The organism is Cupriavidus sp. GW822-FHT02D05 (genome assembly GCF_058802485.1).
In genome coordinates this window covers 97,797-111,155 of the sequence record NZ_JBXAOE010000024.1, presented here as the reverse complement: position 1 = coordinate 111,155, position 13,359 = coordinate 97,797, and the positions used below count along the sequence as shown (strand labels likewise).

General features: G+C 65.5%; 13 protein-coding genes. 10 read left to right on the top strand and 3 right to left on the bottom strand.

What is annotated here, in order from left to right; all coding sequences use genetic code 11:
• Positions 1–37 precede the first annotated feature (37 nt).
• Entirely contained in the window at positions 38–1,429 is a 1,392-nt protein-coding gene (locus tag AC1RQK_RS28380; RefSeq protein WP_492812530.1) for an aminotransferase-like domain-containing protein, read from the top strand.
• Positions 1,430–1,672: 243 nt separating this feature from the next.
• The gene (locus AC1RQK_RS28375) at positions 1,673–2,326 is read left to right on the top strand and encodes a peroxiredoxin (protein WP_006158821.1); all 654 of its coding nucleotides are present in this window, start codon (positions 1,673–1,675) and stop codon (positions 2,324–2,326) included.
• Positions 2,327–2,488: 162 nt separating this feature from the next.
• Here AC1RQK_RS28375 and AC1RQK_RS28370 read toward each other — a convergent pair whose 3' ends face one another.
• From AC1RQK_RS28370 to AC1RQK_RS28360, 3 genes are all read right to left on the bottom strand, one after another.
• Entirely contained in the window at positions 2,489–2,773 is a 285-nt protein-coding gene (locus AC1RQK_RS28370) for a hypothetical protein (RefSeq protein WP_492376364.1), read from the bottom strand.
• Between the two features lie 133 nt (positions 2,774–2,906).
• Positions 2,907–4,124 (bottom strand): CaiB/BaiF CoA transferase family protein, encoded by a 1,218-nt coding sequence (locus AC1RQK_RS28365; protein ID WP_492376363.1) that lies wholly within the window; start codon positions 4,122–4,124, stop codon positions 2,907–2,909.
• An 81-nt stretch (positions 4,125–4,205) separates the two neighbouring features.
• Complete coding sequence (locus AC1RQK_RS28360) at positions 4,206–5,177, bottom strand: patatin-like phospholipase family protein (RefSeq protein ID WP_492376362.1); 972 nt, start codon at positions 5,175–5,177, stop codon at positions 4,206–4,208.
• Positions 5,178–5,352: 175 nt separating this feature from the next.
• Here AC1RQK_RS28360 and poxR point away from each other — a divergent pair, with 175 nt between their 5' ends.
• The 8 genes from poxR (at position 5,353) to AC1RQK_RS28320 (ending at position 13,309) form a co-directional block, all read left to right on the top strand.
• Entirely contained in the window at positions 5,353–7,056 is a 1,704-nt protein-coding gene (gene poxR / locus AC1RQK_RS28355) for a phenol degradation transcriptional regulator PoxR (RefSeq protein ID WP_492812527.1), read from the top strand.
• A gap of 1,264 nt (positions 7,057–8,320) precedes the next feature.
• The gene (locus AC1RQK_RS28350) at positions 8,321–8,539 is read left to right on the top strand and encodes a phenol hydroxylase subunit (RefSeq protein WP_150987093.1); all 219 of its coding nucleotides are present in this window, start codon (positions 8,321–8,323) and stop codon (positions 8,537–8,539) included.
• Between the two features lie 88 nt (positions 8,540–8,627).
• Positions 8,628–9,623 (top strand): aromatic/alkene monooxygenase hydroxylase subunit beta, encoded by a 996-nt coding sequence (locus AC1RQK_RS28345; protein ID WP_492375386.1) that lies wholly within the window; start codon positions 8,628–8,630, stop codon positions 9,621–9,623.
• Between the two features lie 10 nt (positions 9,624–9,633).
• On the top strand, positions 9,634–9,906 hold the full coding sequence (locus AC1RQK_RS28340) for an MmoB/DmpM family protein (protein ID WP_492375385.1): 273 nt from the start codon (positions 9,634–9,636) through the stop codon (positions 9,904–9,906).
• Positions 9,907–9,945: 39 nt separating this feature from the next.
• The gene (locus tag AC1RQK_RS28335) at positions 9,946–11,460 is read left to right on the top strand and encodes an aromatic/alkene/methane monooxygenase hydroxylase/oxygenase subunit alpha (RefSeq protein ID WP_150987097.1); all 1,515 of its coding nucleotides are present in this window, start codon (positions 9,946–9,948) and stop codon (positions 11,458–11,460) included.
• Positions 11,461–11,492: 32 nt separating this feature from the next.
• Complete coding sequence (locus AC1RQK_RS28330) at positions 11,493–11,852, top strand: phenol hydroxylase subunit P4 (protein WP_416053218.1); 360 nt, start codon at positions 11,493–11,495, stop codon at positions 11,850–11,852.
• A gap of 28 nt (positions 11,853–11,880) precedes the next feature.
• Positions 11,881–12,948, top strand: coding sequence for an NADH:ubiquinone reductase (Na(+)-transporting) subunit F (locus AC1RQK_RS28325; RefSeq protein WP_492375384.1), 1,068 nt, complete (start codon positions 11,881–11,883; stop codon positions 12,946–12,948).
• A gap of 13 nt (positions 12,949–12,961) precedes the next feature.
• Complete coding sequence (locus AC1RQK_RS28320; RefSeq protein WP_492375383.1) at positions 12,962–13,309, top strand: 2Fe-2S iron-sulfur cluster binding domain-containing protein; 348 nt, start codon at positions 12,962–12,964, stop codon at positions 13,307–13,309.
• Positions 13,310–13,359 lie beyond the last annotated feature (50 nt).

Below are 13,359 nucleotides of genomic sequence, written 5' to 3'. Positions count from 1 at the left end.
CAGGACAGTTTGATCCAGCCTTCCGGAGCACAAGCCGATGACGAACCCCAGATCCCCCTCGATTGCCACCGTGCTGGCCGATGCCATCGAGAGGCAGATTGTCGAAGGCGCTTACCGCACCGGCGACAAGCTGCCCTCGCTCAGGGAGCTGGCGCAGCTACACGGGTACAGCAAGAACACGGTCGTCGCCGCGTTCGAGATCCTGGTGGGGCGCGCGCTGGTGGAACCCCGGCGCGGCGCGGGCTACTTCGTGCTCGAGCGGCCCGCCAAAGCGCCGCGGGACGAAGATGCCGGTTCGCTGCGGCGCGCGATGGACATCGTCTGGCTGATGCGCGAGCAATTGAAGAGCAGCCCGGACGTGCTGGCGGTGGGCGATGGGTTTCCGCCGGTGGCGTGGCTAGCGGAAGCGCGCCTGGACAAGTACCACCACAAGGTGGTGCGCACCGGCCTGGGCGCCTTGTTCCGCTACGGCAACCGCTTCGGCTACGGGCCCCTGCGCGATCACCTGGTGCGCAAGCTGGGCGACCTTGGCATCGGCGCCGATCCCCGGCAGATCGTGCTGACGCATGGCGCCAACGATGCCATCGACCTGGTGATACGGTATTTCCTGCCGGCCGGCGCGACGGTCCTGGTCGACGATCCCGGCTATTACCCGCTGTTCGGCAAGCTCAAGCTGGCTGGCGTCAGGATTGTCGGCGTGCCGCGCCTTGCCGATGGGCCTGACCTGGAGGCGCTGGAGCAGTTGCTGATCCAGGAACGGCCGCGCTTGTTCTTCACCCAGTCCGTCGCGCACAACCCCACCGGCTCGGACCTCTCCGCCGCCAAGGCCTACCGCGTGCTGCAGCTGGCGCAGAAGTTCGACCTGCTGCTGGTGGAAAACGATGCGCTGGCGGATTTCAAGCCCACCACGCTGCCCCGGCTCGCGGCGCTGGATCAGCTGGAGCGGACCATCTATATCGGCAGCTTCTCCAAGTCCGTCTCCGCCGCGTTGCGGGTGGGATTCATTGCCTGCGGTGCGGATCTGGCAAGCGATCTCGCCGATCTCAAGGCGCTGATCCACGTGAGCAGCTCGGAGTACTGCGAGCGCACCGTCGATGTGATCCTGAGCGAAGGGCACTACCAGCGCTACATCACCAAGCTGCGCTCCCGCCTGGCGGAGGCCACCGACAAGGCGCTGGCGCTGTTCGAGCGGCTGGATGCGCGCATCTTTGCGCGGACCGGGCAGAGCTTGTACCTGTGGGGGGCGTTGCCGAACGTGGACGACTCGCTGGTGCTGGCGCAGAGGCTGCTGCCGCAGAAGGTCGTGATCGCCCCGGGCCGCGTCTTCCGCGTGGACTCCGAGGCGACATCGCCGTGGTCGCGCTTCAATGTGGGCGCGGTGCTGGATCCCAGGTTCGAGGCGGCTGTACGCGGCGCGCTGGATCGTTAGCGCAATGCCGCAACGGAATATCCGGCTGGCGCAGGTGATTCACGAAGTACGCGAGATCGGTTGCCGGGCGTGCGGCGCATGGTACTGGAGGCGCGCTTGCATTACCTCTCGTATCCACCTTTGCGCAGCGTCACAGCCCACTATACTGAGCCTAGCGCGCCGAAAGTCACGGCAGCGTCGGGACGACAGCCGCTACCATGCCGGTCATTGTCTCGCCCCCACTTAAACCCATGGAGGTTGAACATGTCGATTCGCATCGGTGACGAAGCGCCCGATTTCACTGCCGATACCACGGAGGGGAAAATCAGTTTCCACGAATGGATTGGGGACAAATGGGCCATCCTGTTTTCCCATCCGAAGGACTTCACCCCGGTCTGTACCACGGAACTGGGCTATATGGCCCGGCTCAAGCCGGAATTCGACCGGCGCAACACCAAGATCATCGGCCTGAGCGTGGACCCGGTCGCGGACCACCAGAAGTGGGTCAAGGACATCGAGGAGACGCAGGGCCACGCCGTCAACTATCCCATGATCGGCGACGTCGACCTCACGGTCGCAAAGCTCTACGACATGATTCATCCGAACGCGAGTGGCGGGCCGCGCACTGCCGTGGACAATGCCACCGTGCGCTCGGTGTTCCTGATCGGGCCGGACAAGAAAGTCAAGGCGATGCTGGTCTATCCGATGAGCGCCGGCCGCAATTTTGACGAAGTGCTGCGGCTGCTGGATTCGCTGCAGCTGAATGCAAAGCACACGGTAGCCACGCCGGTGAACTGGAAGCCGGGCGAAGACGTGATCATCCCCACCTCGGTCTCCGACGACGACGCCAAGAAGAAATACCCGCAGGGTTTCAAGACGCTCAAGCCGTATCTGCGGGTGGTGTCGCAGCCGAAGTAAGGCATGCGTCGGATGGGCTCGCAGTGCGATGGTGGCGCCGGTCCTCCGGCTGGAGGACGGTGCGTATTGTTGTAAGCCCGGTCGTAAGCGCGGTCGTAAGCGCGGTCGTAAGCGCGGTCGCGAACCCGGTCGCATGCCTGGTCGCGAGCGCGCATGCGCTCGTCAGCCCGCGCCTGCCAGCGAAGCCCTCAGTTCATCGCGCTGCGTGAAACTCGGCGTGGCCAGCCAGCCGACGAAGTCGTCGTGCCAGTTCTCCCAGGCGTTTTCGTCGAAGTCGAAGGCCTCGTCCAGGTGCCCGCCGTCGCGCAGGTAGGTGCCGACGATCCGCGTGCCATCCCAGTACGCCGCCACCGCCACGTCGGCGAGGTCCGCCGTGGTCCCGACCGGGAGGTCGCGCAGCAACATGGACAAGTGTGCCTTGAACGATGCGAATTCGTTTGAGGTCATGGCTTGCTCCGCTGATGGGAAGAGTATGTCCAGAGGATGTACCCGTTCCCGGGGCGCGTCAATTCCGAGCGTTGCGCGCCGCACGCAAGGCAGCCAACCGAGCGGCCAACCGAATGGCCAACCGAATGGCCAACTACAGGATTCCCCGCTCCCTCAAGCCCGCGACGTCCTCGTCGCTTAAGCCCAGTTCCGCCCGCAGGGCCGCATCCGTGTGCTCGCCCAGCATCGGCGGGCAGCGCATCGCCACGGGCGTGGCCGAGAACCGCATCGGGCTGCGCAGGCTCGGCGCATTCACGCCGCGCCCGTGCGGCAGTTGCACCAGCAAGCCCCGATGCTTCACCTGCGCATCTTCGAACACTTCGTCGAGCTCGTTGATCGGGCCGCCGGGCACGCCGGCGCGCTCCAGCGACGCCAGCAGGTCCGCCGCGTTCCAGGTGGCCACTCGCTCGGCAATCGTCTCGCGCAGCGTATCGCGGTTGGCAACCCGGTTGGCGTTCTGCATGTAACGCGGATCAGCGGCCAGCTCGGGCATGCCGAGCAGCTTGCACAGCGCGGCGAACTGGCCGTTGTTGCCGGAGGCAATGATCAGGTGGCCGTCGCGGCAGGCAAAGACTTCGGAGGGCGCGGCCACGGGGTTGCTGTTGCCGGCGCGCCGGGGCAGCTTGCCGGTCATCTGGTAGCCCAGCGCCAGGTGGCCATTGACGGCGACCGAGGCATCGAGCATGGCGGCATCGATGTACTGGCCTTCGCCGGTGGCCTGGCGGTGGTAGAGCGCGCCTAGCAGGGAGACGGTGGCGTACAGGCCGGTGAGGATGTCGGTGATGGGGATGGCGGTGCGCATCGGCTCGCCGCCAGGGCTGCCGTCCGGCTGGCCGCAGGTGCTCATCAGGCCGGCCATGCCTTGCAGGATGAAGTCATAGGCCGGGCGCGCTGCGTAGGGGCCATCGGGGCCGAAGCCGGTGACCGAGCAATAGATCACATCGGGGCGCACCGCGCGGATGGACTCGTAGTCCAGGCCGTATTTCTTCAGGCTGCCAGCCTTGTAGTTCTCCACCACCACGTCGCAACGGGCGGCCAGCTGGCGTACCAGCTCGGCGCCCTCGGGCCGGGAGATATCGATGGTGAGCGACTGCTTGCCGCGGTTGCAGGCCAGGTAGAAGGCGGAGTCGTTGGTGGCCGCGCCCTGCGCATCGGTCAGGAACGGGCCCATCTTGCGGGTGTCGTCGCCGTCGCCGGGCTTCTCGATCTTGTAGACGGTGGCACCCATGTCGGCCAGGTTCTGCGTGGCCCATGGGCCGGCTACCACCCGCGTCAGGTCGAGTACCTTGATGCCGTCGAGAATTGCGCTCATGTGCTTGCCACCCGGAGGATTGAGATCCCGCATCATTCGCCGGATCGGCCGGCCACGCAATTCGCCAATGCCAAAGCCAGCTTACTGCGGGGCGCAAGCGTGCGTGTGGCCGGCGTGGGGTTGATGCGTATGGTCGGACCCTTGTGCCGGGTGCGCGGGGTGCGCCTGGTGCGGATCGTAGTCGCAGCTCGGGTTGGCTTCGTCGTGCGAATGCGGGGACAGCGCGCCGGGGATGTGCCGGCTGTCGAGTCCGCCGGCGTTGAGCCAGGCCAGCGTGGCCGCGGCGGCACGGTCTATCAGCGTGCCGCACTGGGTGTAGTCGTAGGGGGAGACGTCGAGCGGGCACAGCGGCGGGACCACCGAGATATGCGCGTGATCGGCCCAGCGCTCGAGGTCCTGCACCAGCTGGCGCGCCACCAGCAGCGACAGCGCGTTGAAGGCATGGTCGATGGGCCCGCGCGGCTCGCGCCGCCGCGCGCAGGCAAAGCCTGCCGGCAGCACCACCACGCGTGTGGCGCCCAGGCGGATGGCGGTGGACACCGGCGTGTTGTTGGCCACGCCGCCATCTATCAGTTGCCGCCCGCCCAGCGACACCGGCGGAAACACGCCCGGGATGGCTGCGCTGGCGAGCACCGACTGGACCAGGCTGCCGGAGGACAACACCACCTCCGCGCCGGTTGCCATATCGGTGGCCACCACGTATAGCGGCACTTCAGCGCGCTCCAGTGCAATATCGCCAAAGTGGCGCGACAGCAGGCGCTGCAGCGCGGCGGAGTCGACCAGGTGGGCGCGCTGTCCGCGCAGCATGCCAAACAGGCTGCGCCACGACCACGGCATCACCTCGGCCCGGCGCAAGCCGCGCCAGAGCGTCTCGAGCTGGTTGGTGCCTGCGACATGCGGGTTGCAGGCGTAGTAGGCGCCGTTGATGGCGCCGGCCGAGGCGCCGATCACCAGGTCGGGCTTGACGCCCCACGCCACCAGCTCGCGCAGCATGCCGGCCTCGATGGCGCCGAGGCTGCCGCCGCCTGCAAAGACAAATGCGGTTTTTTCCATAGTTTGTGGTGCGGTGCAATAGCCCCGGGGATCCCTGTCAAGGAAAGCATAGGCGACATTGCGCCGGCATGACAGGCGCACGTGGGGCCGGTGGGCGCGGATGGCACATAATGTGCGTGCAGTGCTAGGAAAAGCACGCGCGCCGAGGGTGTCCTGGCCGCCAAGAGAGGAGACAATGAGCAGTTCAACCGACAAGTTTTCGGCCACCATGCGCGACGGCCTGGCCCATCTCGCGCGGCGCCTGCGCTTTGCCATGGAGGAGGGTTCCATCTGGCTGGACGAGCAGCGCATGATCCTGATTCATACTGCGGCGCTGGGCGCCTTGCGCAAGGAATTGGTGGATACCCTAGGCATGGAGCGCGCGCGCGGCTTGTTCATGCGCATGGGCTTTCATTCCGGCATGCGCGACGCGGAGCTGGCCAAGAAGCTGCGCCCGGGCGACAGCGACTTTGGCCTGCTCGAGATCGGGCCCTGCCTGCACACCATCGAAGGCGTGGTGCGGGTGACGCCGGTCAAGGTGGACATCGACATCGCCGCGGGCATCTACGACGGCGAATTCCTGTGGGAGGACTCCTTCGAAGGCGACGTGCACCGGCAGTTGTTCGGCATTGTCGACGCGCCTGCCTGCTGGATGCAGATCGGCTACGCCACGGGCTACACCTCGGCCCTGATGGGCCGCACCATCCTCTACCGCGAGGTCGAGTGCATTGCCTGCGGCGCTGATCACTGCCGCATCGTCGGCAAGCCGCTGGAGGCGTGGGAGGACGGCGCCGAAGTGCTGGCGCTTTACCAGCCCGACCCGGTGATCGAGACCATCCTGGAATTGCAAAGCGAGGTCGAGCACCTGCGCGCCTTGCAGCGCAGCACCGACAAGCCAGCCGACCTGGTCGGCGGCTCGCCCGAGTTCCGCGCTGCCTGGGGCTTGCTGCAACGCGCCGCCGGGAGCAGCGTCACGGTGCTGCTGCTGGGCGAGACCGGCGTTGGCAAGGAGCGCTTTGCGCAAGCGTTGCACGGCGTGAGCGCCCGGGCCGACAAGCCCTTCATCGCGGTCAATTGCGCCGCGATTCCCGATGAGCTGATCGAGGCCGAGCTGTTCGGCGTGGAGAAGGGCGCCTTCACGGGCGCGCACCAGTCGCGCCCGGGCCGCTTCGAGCGGGCGCATGGCGGCACCCTGTTCCTGGATGAGCTGGGCGAGCTGTCGGCGTCGGCGCAGTCCAAGCTGCTGCGGGTGCTGCAGGAGGGCGAGGTAGAGCGCGTGGGCGGCACCGAGCCGCGCAAGGTGGATGTGCGGCTGGTGGCGGCCACCAACGTGGACCTGGCCGAGGCCGTGAAGCAGGGCACCTTCCGCAAGGACTTGTATTACCGGCTCAACGTCTACCCCGTCACCATTCCGCCGCTGCGCGAGCGGCTCGACGATATCCGCCTGCTGGTGGAGCGCTTCGTGGCCCGCTACGGCGCGCGCCACGGCAAGAAGATCGTCGGCATCACCGACCGCGCGCTGGCCGAGCTGCGCCGCTATGACTGGCCGGGCAATGTGCGCGAGCTGGAGAACGTGATCGAGCGTGGCGTGATCCTGGCCAGCAACGGGGGGCAGATATCAGCGGACCACCTGTTCCTGCCGACCAGCGCGCCGCCTGGCATGGACACCGCGCCGCGCCTTGGCGTCAAGGGCACCTTGCCCGAACTGCGGGAGGCCGCCGTGCATGGCTTGCTCGATCATATGGCTGAGCAGCAGCTCGCGCTGGGCGATGTGGAGACGGTGTTGATGGAGGCGGCCATGCAGCGCGCCAATGGGAATATGAGCCAGGCGGCGCGGTTGCTGGGGATTACGCGGCCGCAGTTGGCGTATCGGTGGAAGATGAGGGGAGGGGGGCGTTGATCGTATGGTGGCTGGTTGTTTGATCGGCGGTGGCATCTTGCGCCCAAGTGCGTACGACATCGGCCTTTGGGGTTGGTCGCTGTTTCTTTGAACGGCGATGGTTATTGCACCCAAGAGCCATACGACATCCCCCTGCGGGGGCTGCCGGTCACTCTTCTTTGCGTCGGCAAAGAAGACTAACGAGAAGAAAGCCGACCCTGCCGGGAGCAGAGCAATAAGGCTCTCGAATATCGGTGGTTTCGTCGTACGGCCCGGAGTGTTGGCTGGCCTTCGCCATACCGGCTTGGAGGGCATCGAAAATGCATGACCCAATGGTCACGTGGTGGAGCCCCTGATCGCTTTGCTCGGTGAGCGTTCGACCATCTGCCGTTACCGGCACGAAGCGCCGCGACACATCGCCCGTCAATGGTTTCGTGGTGGGGCGGGCGCGGTGGTGAAGGTCTCGGGCTAATCAAGGCGGTGCCACCGCGCCCACGACGGAACCGGTGCGCTCGCAACTTCGTGGCCGGCCGCGCCGCGAGCGACAGACAGCTTGAAGCAAGTGGTGTCTACTACCGGGGGCCTCACCACGAATCCCGGAAGCTGGCAGATTCGTGGCCGGTCAAACCGGTACCGGCAGAAGCGAGCAGAACCGCTGGCCCTACGACGAAACCAGCGCCCTGCGCCCCCGCGATTGTTCTGCTCCCGGCAGGGTCGGCTTTCTTCTCGTTAGTCTTCTTTGCCGACGCAAAGAAGAGTGACCGGCAGCCCCCGCAGGGGGATGTCGTATGGCCTTTGGGTGCAAAAACCAACGCCGTACAAAGAAAGAGCGACCAACCCAGCAGAGCGATGTCGTCTGGCTCTTGGGTGCAAACGCCAACACCGTTCAAACAATCACCGCCACCCACCCCCAATGACCCATTTAATCATTTGATCCATCCACCAATCCCCACCCCAATCAAGTAACCACCCCGCTTATTGCGCCGCATGCGCCCGCAATCCCTTCCCCCTCCTACTTCTAACCCCCTTCCTTGTTGCAACGCCGCAGCCTTGCGAAGTCACACCTGGCTCCCCGCAAACTGCCACCCGGCGCGGCCTTTGATCATTTGATCAAATTCCACCATCCACTTCATCAATTGATTGAGCCCCGGCGCACGCGCAGTTCCGGGTAAACGCGAAACCCAGCGCGGCCCGAATCCCGACGCGCCTTGTGGCGCCGTCGTTTGCGCCAGCTGGCACGCTCTTCGCAATAGAGGCCATACAGCCCACGCGAAGGAGCAGCGTCATGATCAACCAGTCGGTCCCCTTGTTTGAAGCCTCGCCCCGGTTCGTCCGCGTTGATGGCCGCACGCCCGAGGGCTTTGTGCAGTTCGCGTTCAGCGTGGCGGACCCCGAGCTCAATGTCGAGCTGATCATGCCCGAGCCGATGTTCGAGGCCTTCTGCAGCGTCAACCACGTGCGCTTCCTGCCGCCGGAGATCCCCGCGCCCGATCAGGACGACTGAGCACGGCCAGCCCCCACGCACCGGACCACCCACCGAACCACGCACAGAACCACCCACATAAAAACAGCAAGACCCAGGAGACCAAGCGATGCAAGTCGATATCAAGACCCAGCAGATCCAGCCGCTGCGCCAGACCTACGGCCATGTGGCGCGCCGCTTTGGCGACAAGCCCGCCTCGCGCTACCAGGAGGCCACCTACGATGTGCAGTCGGAAGTGAATTTTCACTACCGCCCGACCTGGGACTCGCAACACGAGATCTACGACAAGCGCCGCACCGCGATCGTGATGGCGGACTGGTACGCGCTCAAGGACCCGCGCCAGTACTTCTACGGCGCCTACGTGACGGCGCGCGGCCGCCAGCAGGACGCCACCGAGAAGAGCTTTGCCTTCGTGGAAAAGCGCGGCTTGCTGCAGGCGTTGCCCGCCGAATGGCAGGACCGCCTGGCCGACGGCCTGCTGCCGCTGCGCCATGTGGAGTGGGGCGCCAACATGAACAACTTCTATTGCGCCGACTACGGCTGGGGCACGGCCATCACCCAGGCCTGCACCTACTGCGCGATGGATCGCCTGGGCATTGCCCAGTACCTGTCGCGCATCGGCATGCTGCTCGACGGCAACACCGGTGTGGCGCTGGAGCGCGCCAAGGTGGCCTGGATGGAGAGCGCCGCGTGGCAGCCGATGCGCCGGCTGGTCGAGCGCAGCTTTGTGATCGAGGACTGGTTCGAGACCTTCGTTACCCAGAACCTCGTGCTCGACGGGCTCCTGTATCCGCTGGTGTACCAGCACGCCGACGCGGCCATCGTGCGCGCCTGCGGCACCGGGCTGGCGGTGCTGACTGAGTTCATGAACGACTGGCGCGAGGAGCACGCACGCTGGGTCGACGCGGTGATCCAGACCGCCGCGGCAGAGTCCGATGCCAATCGCATGCTGCTGTCCGGCTGGGCTCGCGCCGCACGCGCGCAGGTGGCCGAGGCGCTGGTGCCGGTGGCCGACACCTTGCTGGGCGAGGGCGGCGAGCAGGTGGTGGCGCTGTGCGTGGAGCAGTTCGACACGCGTCTTAACAAGCTCGGCCTTGCCGCCTGAGGAAACCGCCATGACCGCCAACGTCTATATCGCGCTGCAGAGCAACGACGACACCCGTCCCATCATCGAGGCCATCACCGAGGCCAACCCACACGCGGTGGTGTCGCAGTTTCCCGCCATGGTGAAGATCGACGCGCCGGGACACCTGACCATCCTGCGCGAACTGGTCTCCGACAAGCTCGGGCGCGACTGGAACCTGCAGGAGATCCACCTGAACCTGATTTCGCTGTCGGGAAACATCGACGAAGACGACGACGCCTTCACCCTGCACTGGAACGCCTGAATCGGCCCGCCCACAGCAAAAACAACGGAGACAGACAACATGGACGCACGCAAGAAGCTCAACCTGCGCGAGAAGTACGCCACGATGACGCGCGACCTCGGCTGGGAAACCACCTACGAGCCGATGGACAAGGTTTTTCCCTACGACAAGTACGAAGGCATCAAGATCCACGACTGGGATAAATGGGAAGACCCGTTCCGCATGACCATGGACGCCTACTGGAAATACCAGTCGGAAAAGGAGCGCAAGCTGTACGCGATCATCGATTCGTTCGTGCAGAACAACGGCCACCTCAACGTCTCGGACCCACGCTACCTGAACGCGCTGCGCCTGTTCCTGACCGGCGTGACGCCGCTGGAGTACGCGGCGCACCGCGGCTACGCCCACCTCGGACGGCACTTTCGCGGCGCCGGCGCGCGGGTGGCGGCGCAGATGCAGTCGATCGACGAGCTGCGCCACGCCCAGACCCAGATGCACACGCTGTCGGTCTACAACAAGTACTTCAACGGCTTCGGCGAATGGCAGCACATGCATGACCGGGTCTGGTACCTGTCCGTGCCCAAGTCCTATTTCGAAGACGCCATGAGCGCGGGCCCGTTCGAGTTCATCACCGCGATCTCGTTCTCCTTCGAATATGTGCTGACCAACCTGCTGTTCATGCCCTTCATGTCGGGTGCGGCCTACAACGGCGACATGGCCACGGTGACCTTCGGCTTCTCGGCGCAGTCCGACGAATCGCGCCATATGACGCTGGGCCTGGAAGTGGTGAAGTTCCTGTGCCAGCAGGACCCGGACAATATCCCCATCCTGCAGAAGTGGCTGGACAAATGGTTCTGGCGCGGCTTTCGCCTGCTTACGCTGGTCGGCATGATGATGGACTACATGCTGCCCAAGCGCGTGATGTCGTGGGCGGAAGCCTGGGAGATGTACTTCGAGCAGGCCGGCGGCGCGCTGTTCAAGGACCTGGAGCGCTACGGCCTGCGCATGCCCAAGTACCACGAGGTGGCCACCAAGACCAAGGACCGCATCACCCACGAGGCTTGGGGCACCTTCTACAACTACGCTGCCGCGGCCGGCTTCCATACCTGGGTGCCCAAGCAGGACGAAATGGCCTGGCTGACGGAGAAATATCCCGACACCTTCGCGCGCTACTACAAGCCGCGCCTCGACTACTGGCAGGAGCGCCAGCAGCAAGGGGAGCGCTTCTACAACGCCACGCTGCCGATGCTGTGCCAGACCTGCCAGATCCCGATGGTGTTTTCGGAGCCGGACGACCCCACCCAGACCTGCTACCGGGAGAGCAGCTACCACGGCATGCGGTTCCACTTCTGCTCGGACGGCTGCAAGGACATCTTCGACGGCGAGCCGCAGAAGTACGCGCAGGCCTGGTTGCCCGTGCACCAGATCTACCAGGGCAACTGCGGCGGTGGATCGCTGGACGACGTGCTTAAGTGGTACCGCATCAACCCTGGCGCGGACAACCTGGATTTCGAAGGTTCGCAGGATCAGAAGAACTGGAACGCCTGGAAAGGCGTGCCGGGCACGGCTGCCTGAGCAGCTGGCAGACAAGAAATAAGGAGACCACCATGTCCGTCGTATCCATTGGCCCCTACGCGTTCGAGCCCGCCGACCGCGAAGCGGTGTTCCACGGCAACCGCCTGCTCTACATCGGCTGGGACCGCCACCTGCTGTTCTGTGCGCCGCATTGCCTTCCCTTGCCGCCGTCGATGCGCCTGCGCGATGTCGTGGAGAACGTGCTGCCGGGCGTCTACGGCTATCACCCTGACTTTGCCCGCATCGACTGGAGCCGCGTGGAGTGGCTGCGCGGCAGCGAGCCCTGGCAGCCAGACCTTGATCGCACGCTGGAAGAGAACGGCCTGGGCCACAAGGCGGTGATCCGGTTCCGCACACCGGGGCTGGATGGCATTGGCGGCAGTGGCAGCTAACAGTGGCAGCTAAGGTAGGAGACACAAGATGTATTCCCTGACCATTGAACCGATCGGGCAGACCATACCCATCGCGCCGGGCCAGACCGTGCTGGATGCTTGCCTGCGCAACGGCGTGTGGCTGCCGCACGCCTGCTGCCACGGGCTGTGCGCCACCTGCAAGGTGCAGGTGGTGGAGGGCGAGTTCGAGCATGGAGAGGCCTCCAGCTTCGCGCTGATGGACTTCGAGCGCGACAGCGGGCAGTGCCTGGCCTGCTGCGCCACCGCGCAGTCCGACATGGTGATCGAGGCCGATATCGAGGAAGACGCCGACTCGCTCGGACTGCCGCTGGCTGACTATCGTGCCGAGGTGGTGGAGGCCCGCGCGCTGACCCCCACCATCCGCGGCATCTGGCTGCGCGTGAAGGGGGGCGCTGCGGCTGCCTTCCAGGCCGGCCAGTACCTCAACCTGCGCGTGCCGGGCTGCGACCAGCCGCGCGCGTTCTCGCTGGCCAACCGTCCGGGCGACGACGTGGTGGAGCTGCATGTGCGGCGGGTGGAAGGCGGGCAGGCCACCGGCTACCTGCACGATCGGTTGTCGGTGGGCGACGAACTCGGTTTCTCCGCGCCTTACGGCCGCTTCTTCGTGCGCAAGTCAGCGCAAAAGCCGATGCTGTTCCTGGCGGGCGGCTCAGGCTTGTCCAGCCCGCGCGCCATGATCCTGGACATGCTCGCCGCCGGCGAGACCCTGCCGATCACGCTGGTGCAGGGCGCGCGCAACCGCACGGAGCTGTACTACGACGAGGCGTTCCGTGCACTGGCCGGCGCGCATCCCAACTTCCGCTATGTGCCCGCGCTCTCCGACGAACCGGCGGACAGTGGCTGGGTTGGCGCGCGCGGCTATGTGCATGACGTCCTGCACGGCCTTTATGCCAATGGCGCTACCGCCGACTTCCGTGGCCACAAGGCCTATCTGTGCGGCCCGCCGCCGATGATCGAAGCCTGCATCCGCACGTTGATGCAGGGCCGGCTGTTCGAGGAGGACATCCACACCGAGAAGTTCATCTCGGCCGGCGACGCACAGAACAGCGCGCGCAGCCCGCTGTTCAAGATCTGATGGAGGGCGCGGCATGCATACCGTCGAGATCGCGGGAAGCGGCCAGTGCTACCCCTGCGCGCCGGAGCAGAACCTGCTGCGCGCCATGGAAGCCCTGGGCAAGCGTGGCATTCCCGCGGGCTGCCGGGGCGGTGGCTGCGGGGTGTGCAAGGTGCGCATCGAGGTTGGCCGCTACCACACCGGCAAGATGAGCCGCGCCTGCCTGTCGGAGGCGGAGGAGGTGAGTGGGGTTGTGCTCGCCTGCAAGGCCTTCCCCGACAGCGATATCCGCCTGCAGCCGGTGGCGTTGCTGCAGCGCTGCCTGGACAAGCAGCGGGCGCGGCAGGAGGCAGCGCAAGCGCAGTTGAACAAGCAGCAATAAATGCAGCAAAAAAAGCAGCAATAAAAGATGGACCAATAACCCCATCATCA

Excerpts from the sequence above, each read along its gene's own strand:
- AC1RQK_RS28380 (WP_492812530.1), top strand. The coding sequence starts at position 38 with ATGACGAACCCCAGATCCCCCTCGATTGCCACCGTGCTGGCCGATGCC.
- AC1RQK_RS28375 (WP_006158821.1), top strand. The coding sequence starts at position 1,673 with ATGTCGATTCGCATCGGTGACGAAGCGCCCGATTTCACTGCCGATACC.
- AC1RQK_RS28370 (WP_492376364.1), bottom strand. The coding sequence starts at position 2,773 with ATGACCTCAAACGAATTCGCATCGTTCAAGGCACACTTGTCCATGTTG.
- AC1RQK_RS28365 (WP_492376363.1), bottom strand. The coding sequence starts at position 4,124 with ATGAGCGCAATTCTCGACGGCATCAAGGTACTCGACCTGACGCGGGTG.
- AC1RQK_RS28360 (WP_492376362.1), bottom strand. The coding sequence starts at position 5,177 with ATGGAAAAAACCGCATTTGTCTTTGCAGGCGGCGGCAGCCTCGGCGCC.
- poxR (WP_492812527.1), top strand. The coding sequence starts at position 5,353 with ATGAGCAGTTCAACCGACAAGTTTTCGGCCACCATGCGCGACGGCCTG.
- AC1RQK_RS28350 (WP_150987093.1), top strand. The coding sequence starts at position 8,321 with ATGATCAACCAGTCGGTCCCCTTGTTTGAAGCCTCGCCCCGGTTCGTC.
- AC1RQK_RS28345 (WP_492375386.1), top strand. The coding sequence starts at position 8,628 with ATGCAAGTCGATATCAAGACCCAGCAGATCCAGCCGCTGCGCCAGACC.
- AC1RQK_RS28340 (WP_492375385.1), top strand. The coding sequence starts at position 9,634 with ATGACCGCCAACGTCTATATCGCGCTGCAGAGCAACGACGACACCCGT.
- AC1RQK_RS28335 (WP_150987097.1), top strand. The coding sequence starts at position 9,946 with ATGGACGCACGCAAGAAGCTCAACCTGCGCGAGAAGTACGCCACGATG.
- AC1RQK_RS28330 (WP_416053218.1), top strand. The coding sequence starts at position 11,493 with ATGTCCGTCGTATCCATTGGCCCCTACGCGTTCGAGCCCGCCGACCGC.
- AC1RQK_RS28325 (WP_492375384.1), top strand. The coding sequence starts at position 11,881 with ATGTATTCCCTGACCATTGAACCGATCGGGCAGACCATACCCATCGCG.
- AC1RQK_RS28320 (WP_492375383.1), top strand. The coding sequence starts at position 12,962 with ATGCATACCGTCGAGATCGCGGGAAGCGGCCAGTGCTACCCCTGCGCG.